The organism is Bdellovibrionota bacterium (assembly GCA_035292885.1).
GTDB lineage: Bacteria > Bdellovibrionota_G > JALEGL01 > JALEGL01 > DATDPG01 > DATDPG01.
Map to the genome: position 1 here is coordinate 1 of DATDPG010000191.1, position 7,927 is coordinate 7,927.

Sequence of the window (7,927 nt, forward strand, 5' to 3'; positions counted from 1 at the left end):
TGGAGAAGACTGAATTTACGGTCACGCTGAAGAGTTCCGGTGACAAAAAGATCCAGGTGATCAAAGTGGTCCGCGCCCTTACGGGATTGGGCCTCAAGGAGGCCAAGGATCTGGTGGACGGCGCTCCCAAGGTCGTCAAAGACGGCGTCAACAAAGAAGATGCCGCCAAGATGAAGGCGGAGCTCGAAAAGGAAGGCGCAACGGTCGACGTTTCGTAAGGCCGGAGCCCCTTCTGACGATTCGGATCAACCAAGTTCATCGATCGCTTACCGCCCGCCGGGCGGGGGGTGATCGTGTTGTCTTTGCGGAATAAGGAGAGATCGATGGGATCGCTTTCAAGCCACATGTACCGTCAGCGGAAGAATTTTTCGAAAATCAAACAGGTCGTCGACATCCCGAACCTGATCGATATCCAGCGGCAATCGTACGAGAACTTTCTGCAGTCGGACGTCGCCGAACAGGAAAGAAAAGACATCGGCCTCCAGGCGGTGTTCAAGTCGGTTTTCCCGATCAAGGATTTCAACGAGACCGCGTCGCTGGAGTTCGTGTCATTCAAACTCGACACGCCGAAATATGACGTCGAGGAGTGCCATCAACGGGGCATGACGTACGCCGGACCGCTTAAAGTAGTCGTGCGCCTGGTGGTTTGGGATACCTCCGAAGGCGCAAGCCCGCAGTCGATCCGGGACGTCAAGGAGCAGGAAGTTTACTTCGGTGAAATTCCGCTCATGACGGCCAACGGGACCTTCATCATTAACGGGACCGAGCGCGTCGTGGTAAGCCAACTTCATCGCTCGCCGGGCGCCTTCTTTGATTCCAGCAAGGACAAAACGGGGAAGAGCACGGTTCAGTTTTCGGCCCGGATGATTCCCTACCGCGGCTCCTGGCTCGATTTCGAGCTGGATCACCGCGACATGGTGTATGTCCGCATCGACCGGCGACGGAAGCTTCCCGCCACGGTCCTTCTTCGCGCGCTGGGGTACAACGACGAAGAAATTCTGAACTTTTTCTATCAGGCCGAAGACATCAAAATCGGCGCCAAAGGCGTTCTTTCCAAGAACGTCATTCTGGATCTCTTGCCGGGACAGAGAGCCTGTCGGGACATCAAACATCCCAAGAACGATGAAATTTTGGTGAAAAAGAACCGAAAGTTCACCAAGTTTTCCGTTCGAAAACTGGAAGAGGCGGGGCTGAAAGAGATTCCGACGGTTCTCGAAGACATTATCGGTCGGGCCGCGGCCCATGACATCGGGGACCCCAAGACGGGCGAAGTCCTCCTCGAGGTCAATAAGCCGCTCACCGAGGAAGCCTTCGAAGAAATGGTCAAGCGGAACGTAAAGACGCTACCGCTTCTTTATATAGATGGGATCAACGTCTCTGCGGCGCTTCGCAACACGTTGATGGCGGATCACATCAACAATACGAACGAAGCGTTGCTGGAGATCTATGCTCGTCTACGGCCCGGGGACCCGCCTACACTGGAGACCGCCACCGGATTTTTTGAGAATCTCTTTTTCAATCCGGAACGGTACGATCTTTCCACGGTCGGACGGCTCAAGATCAACCATAAATTCGGACTTAAGACCGATTTGAGCGTTCGCACTCTGGAGAAGGAAGACATTCTCCACACCGTTAAGTACTTGATCGATCTCAAGAACGGGCGAGGGGAGGTCGACGACATCGACCATCTCGGCAACCGGCGCGTACGCGCCGTGGGCGAACTGGTCGAAATCCAGTACCGCATCGGTCTCGTTCGAATGGAACGAGCCATCAAAGAGCGGATGAGCTTGCAAGAAGTCGACACGCTGATGCCGCACGAACTGATCAACTCCAAGCCGGTGACGGCGGTGATCAAGGAGTTTTTCGGCTCCAGCCAGCTTTCGCAATTCATGGATCAAACCAATCCGCTTTCGGAAGTCACGCACAAGCGGCGGCTTTCGGCGCTGGGTCCGGGAGGACTCACGCGGGAACGGGCCGGATTCGAGGTGCGGGACGTGCATCCCACACACTACGGCCGAATCTGTCCAGTCGAGACCCCGGAAGGTCCGAACATCGGTTTGATCGCTTCGCTTTCCACGTTCGCTCGCGTGAACGAATTCGGTTTTATCGAGACGCCGTATCGAAAAGTGTTGAAAGGCCGAGTGACCGACGAAGTTCAGTTCTATTCGGCTCTGGAGGAGGCCACACACGTCATCGCGCAGGCCAACGCGCCGATCGACGGCAGAGGAAAGTTCACGTCGGAACTGGTGTCGGCGCGTAAGGCGGGGAACTTCATCAATGTGTCGCCCGAAGAGGTGACGCTGATGGACGTGTCGCCCAACCAGCTGGTTTCGGTGGCGGCGTCGCTGATCCCGTTCCTTGAGAACGACGACGCGAACCGCGCGCTCATGGGATCCAACATGCAGCGGCAGGCGGTTCCTCTTCTCAAGACGGAAGCTCCGATCGTGGGGACCGGGATCGAAGCGATTGTGGCGCGGGATTCAGGAGCGGCCCTTGTGGCGGCCAACGACGGAACGGTCGACAGCGTGGATGCGGGGAGGATTGTGATCAAGGCCGACCGGAGAGGCAAAGAGTCCACCGGCGCGGAAGTCGATATTTACAATCTCATTAAGTATCAGCGTTCCAACCAGGCCACGTGCATCAATCAACGACCCCTGGTCCGAAAAGGGGACCGCGTGCGCCGCAGCGATGTCATCGCCGACGGGCCCGCCACGGAAAGAGGCGAGCTGGCGTTGGGGCAGAACGTGGTCGTCGCGTTCATGCCTTGGGGCGGATACAACTTCGAAGATTCGATTCTGCTCTCCGAGCGGTTGGTCCGTGAGGACGTGTTCACGTCGATTCACATCGAAGAGTTCGAAACCGCGGCGCGAGACACCAAGCTCGGCAAAGAGGAAATCACGAGGGATATTCCGAATGTGGGCGAAGAGGCTCTCGGGAACCTGGACGATTCGGGGATCATCCGAATCGGAGCCGAGGTGAAACCGGGCGATATTTTGGTCGGAAAGGTCACCCCCAAGGGCGAAACGCAGCTATCGCCCGAGGAAAAACTTCTGCGCGCCATTTTCGGCGATAAAGCGGGAGACGTGAAAGATACCTCCCTTCGCGTGCCGCCCGGAACCGCCGGAATCGTCATCAACGCCAAGATCTTTTCGCGAGAGGGGGTCGACAAAGATACCCGCGCGAAAGAGATCGAAGACATGGAAACGCGAAGACTTCTTCAGGATCAGGAAGACCAGATCAAGATCGTAAAAGAGTCCGCGTACGAAAGGATTCGGGAACTTTTGAAAGGCGAGACCTCGGCCGTCCGGCTGACGGACGACAAAGGCGAGACGCTTCTCTCGAAAGGCAAACTCCTGGACGATGAGGTGCTCAAAGGGGTGCCCCGTTACCGTTGGAAGGAAATTTCCGTCGTGAAAGGGGACAAAGTGGAAACCGAAATCCAGACCATTCTGGACAATCTCGGGGAGCAAGTGGAGTTCGTGAAGTCCGCTTTCAACGAAAAAATCGACCGCCTAAAGGCCGGCGATGAACTCCCTCCGGGGGTCATCAAGATGGTGAAGGTCTATGTGGCGATCAAACGGAAAGTCTCCGTGGGCGACAAGATGGCGGGAAGGCACGGCAACAAAGGCGTCGTCTCCCGCATATTGCCGGACGAAGACATGCCGTACCTGGCCGACGGAACAGCGGTGGACATCGTTCTCAATCCTCTCGGCGTTCCGTCCCGAATGAACGTGGGACAGATTTTGGAAACCCATCTCGGGTGGGCGGCCAAGGGCTTAGGAACCGCGATTCAGCAACAGATCGAGGAGAAATTCGGAGCCGACAAGCTTCGAAAATTCTTCACGAAGATCTTCGGATCGAACGGAGTTCAGAAGTTGATCGATGGCATGTCGGATGAGGAAGTCATGTCCTCCGCCCGGCGGATGGGGAAAGAAGGCATCTTCATGGCCACGCCGGTTTTCGACGGCGCCGTCGACGCCGATATCAAAGCGCTGCTGGAAACCGCGGGACTACCGACGTCGGGCCAGTCGATGTTGTGCGACGGTCGCACCGGCGAGCCGTTCAAGCACGCGGTGACGGTGGGGGTCATGTACATGATGAAGCTCCATCATTTGGTGGACGATAAGATTCACGCCCGGTCCATCGGTCCGTATTCCCTCGTCACGCAGCAACCGCTGGGCGGGAAAGCCCAGTTCGGCGGCCAGCGTTTGGGTGAAATGGAAGTCTGGGCTCTGGAAGCGTACGGAGCCGCGTATTCGCTGCAGGAATTTCTGACGGTGAAGTCGGACGACATCAGCGGCCGGACGCGGATGTACGAATCGATCGTCAAAGGCGAATACACGCTCGAATGCGGCTTGCCCGAATCGTTCAACGTCTTGTTGAAGGAATTGCAGGCGCTGGCGCTGGACGTAAAGCTCATTGAATCGGGCCAATCGCAGGTCGCGGAGACGGCGGGCCAGGAAACATCCAAGGCCGCGGCATAGAGGAGAGGAATCATGGAAGATATTTTTAGTTTCTTTGAGAAGCCGAAGGATCCCCTTTCGTTCGAGGCCGTGCACGTCAAGCTCGCGTCGCCCGAGAAAATCATCGAGTGGTCGTACGGCGAGGTGAAAAAGCCCGAGACAATCAATTACCGTACGTTTAAGCCCGAGCGCGACGGCCTGTTTTGCGCGAAAATCTTCGGTCCCGTCAAAGACTACGAGTGTAACTGCGGAAAATACAAGCGGATGAAACACCGGGGCGTCGTTTGCGAAAAATGCGGCGTCGAGGTCATTCAGTCCAAAGTGCGCCGAGACCGGATGGGCCACATCGGTCTGGCCACGCCCGTGGCGCACATCTGGTTCTTAAAGTCGCTTCCCAGCCGAATCGGAGCTTTGCTGGATGTGACGCTCAAAGAGCTGGAGCGGGTGATCTATTTCGAGTCGCACATCGTCACCGACCCCAAGAAGACAAAACTTGAAAAAGGGGACGTTCTTTCCGAAGACGAGTTCCAGGAAGCGATCGAAAAATACGGCGAGGAGTCGTTTGAAGCCGGAATGGGCGCCTCGGCCATCAAACGGTTTCTCAAGGAAATGAATCTGGACGAGCTGGGCAAAAAGCTCCGCAAAGAAATGCGGGAATCGAGCTCGGAAGCGAAACGGAAAAAGATCGCGAAGCGCCTTAAAGTGGTCGAGGCTTTCCGGGAATCGAGCAATCATCCGGATTGGATGATTCTCGACGTCGTCCCGGTGTTGCCGCCCGATCTTCGGCCGTTGGTGCCGTTGGACGGAGGGCGATTCGCGACATCCGACTTAAACGATCTCTATCGGCGAGTGATCAACCGGAACAACCGTCTTAAGCGGTTGCTGGAGCTCAATGCTCCGGAAATCATCATCCGGAATGAAAAGCGGATGCTTCAAGAGGCGGTGGATGCTCTCTTCGATAACGGCAGGCGTGGAAAGACCATTACCGGTCCGAACAAGCGGCCGCTCAAATCGCTTTCCGACCTCATTAAAGGAAAGCAGGGGCGTTTCCGACAAAACCTTTTGGGAAAACGGGTCGACTATTCAGGCCGGTCCGTCATCGTGGTGGGGCCCGAATTGCGTCTGCATCAGTGCGGCCTCCCGAAATTGATGGCGCTTGAACTGTATAAACCCTTTATTTACAACAAGTTGGAAGAGAAGGGTTTGGTGACGACGATCAAGGCCGCCAAGCGCATGGTGGAGACGGAACAGACGGAAGTCTGGGACGTCTTGGAAGAAGCGGTCAAAGAGCATCCGGTTCTCTTGAACCGAGCGCCGACGTTGCATCGCCTCGGTGTGCAAGCGTTTGAACCGGTGTTGATCGAAGGAAAAGCGATTCAGCTTCACCCGCTCGTATGCATGGCGTTCAACGCCGACTTCGACGGCGACCAGATGGCCGTTCACGTTCCTTTATCGGTGGAAGCGCAGGTCGAAGCGCGCGTCTTGATGATGTCCACGAACAATATTCTTTCTCCGGCGCACGGAAAGCCGGTCATCGTGCCGACGCAAGACATCGTGTTGGGCCTTTACTACCTGACGCGGGACCGGGATTTTGCGACGGGAGAAGGAAAGATTTTTGGAAGTCCCGAGGAGGTTCGCGTGGCGTACGACGCCGGGGAGGTCGAGCTTCACGCCAAGATCAAAGTTCGGATCGAAAGCAAACGGATCGATTCCACGGTCGGGCGAATTCTTCTTCGGGAGATCGTTCCCGCGGGAATCCCGTTTGCGGTCTACAATCGCGTGATGGACAAGAAACAACTCGGAAATTTGATCGATCGGTGTTTCCGGACGTGCGGACAAAAGGAAACGGTCATCTTGGCGGATCGTCTGATGAGACTCGGGTTCGAGAACGCCACAAAAGCCGGAATCTCGATCTGCATGGACGACATGAAAATTCCGACGAAAAAGACGGCGCTTCTCGATGAGACGGAGAAGGAAGTCCACGCGATCCAGAAACAGTACACCGAAGGACTGATCACCGACGGAGAACGCTACAACAAAGTCATCGATATTTGGGCGCAGGTTTCGGAAGAAATCGCGGGCGAAATGTTGCGGGAGCTGGGAACCGAAGTCGTGCAGAACGAGAAGGGGGAAAAACGCCAGGCGCCGAGCTTCAACCCGATTCACATGATGGCCGACTCTGGAGCCCGCGGAAGCGCTCAGCAGATGCGGCAGCTCGCCGGAATGAGAGGTCTGATGGCGAAGCCGTCGGGTGAGATCATTGAAACGCCGATCACGGCGAATTTCAAGGAAGGCCTCACCGTGTTGCAGTACTTCATTTCCACGCACGGCGCCCGGAAAGGTTTGGCCGATACGGCTTTAAAGACGGCCAATTCCGGTTACTTGACCCGCCGTTTGGTCGACGTCGCGCAGGACTGCATCATTACGGATTACGATTGTGGCGCGCTGGACGGTATTTTTGTGACGCCGCTGGTCGAGTCCGGCGAGGTGATCGAACGGTTGGGCGACCGTATCTTGGGCCGGGTGGCTCTCGAGGATGTTCTCGATCCGTTCACGGGCGAAGTCATTGTTCCGGCCAATCAGGAAATCAATGAATCGTACGTGGAAAGGATCGAAGCTTCCGGTTTGGAAAGGGTGAAAATCCGGTCCGTTCTCACGTGCCAGGTTCGTCGGGGAGTCTGTGTCCTCTGCTATGGACGCGATCTTGCGCGCGGTCGACCGGTCAACGTGGGGGAAGCGGTGGGCGTCATCGCCGCGCAATCGATCGGCGAGCCGGGAACTCAGCTGACGATGCGTACGTTCCACGTCGGCGGCACGGCCACGCGGCGAGCCGAACAATCGACTCTCGAATCGCGAAACGACGGCGCGGTGAAGTTCATCAACATTCACACCGTTCGAAACCGGGAAGGAAAGCTCACCGTCATGAACCGGAACGGCGAAATCGCGATCATCGACGACACCGGCCGTGAACGTGAGAGATATCCGATCATTTACGGCGCCCAACTAATCAATGAAGACGGCTCCAAAATAAAAGGAGGAAAGCTTCTCGCCGAATGGGATCCGTACACAATTCCGATTCTCACGGAAGTCGCCGGAGTCATCCGGTTCAACGACATCGTGGAAGGCATGACGATGCAGGAACAGGTGGACACCGTTACCGGTCTTTCGCGTCGCGTAATCGTGGAATCGCGCGATCCGGACGCCCGGCCGCGCGTATCGTTGGTGGACGCGGACGGCAAGCCGGCGAAGTTTGTTCATTCGGGAGCAGATGTGCATTACATGTTGCCCGTCGGAGCGAACCTCATGGTAAGCGACGGGGAAGAAGTCACCTCGGGCGACGTCATTGCGAAAATTCCGCGCGAGACGACGAAGACGAAGGACATCACCGGGGGCCTTCCGCGCGTGGCGGAACTGTTCGAAGCCCGTAAACCAAAGGAGATCGCGGTCATCGCCGAAGTCGATGG

General features: G+C 56.6%; 3 protein-coding genes. All 3 read left to right on the forward strand.

Annotated features, from left to right (window positions below):
• Positions 1 to 218 (forward strand): 50S ribosomal protein L7/L12 (gene rplL, locus VI895_13960; GenBank protein HLG20906.1); only part of this gene is annotated, 218 nt, incomplete at its 5' end.
• A 105-nt stretch (positions 219 to 323) separates the two neighbouring features.
• The gene (gene rpoB / locus VI895_13965; GenBank protein HLG20907.1) at positions 324 to 4,484 is read left to right on the forward strand and encodes a DNA-directed RNA polymerase subunit beta; all 4,161 of its coding nucleotides are present in this window, start codon (positions 324 to 326) and stop codon (positions 4,482 to 4,484) included.
• A gap of 12 nt (positions 4,485 to 4,496) precedes the next feature.
• The coding region (rpoC, locus tag VI895_13970) for a DNA-directed RNA polymerase subunit beta' (GenBank protein HLG20908.1) at positions 4,497 to 7,927 on the forward strand (3,431 nt) is incomplete at its 3' end.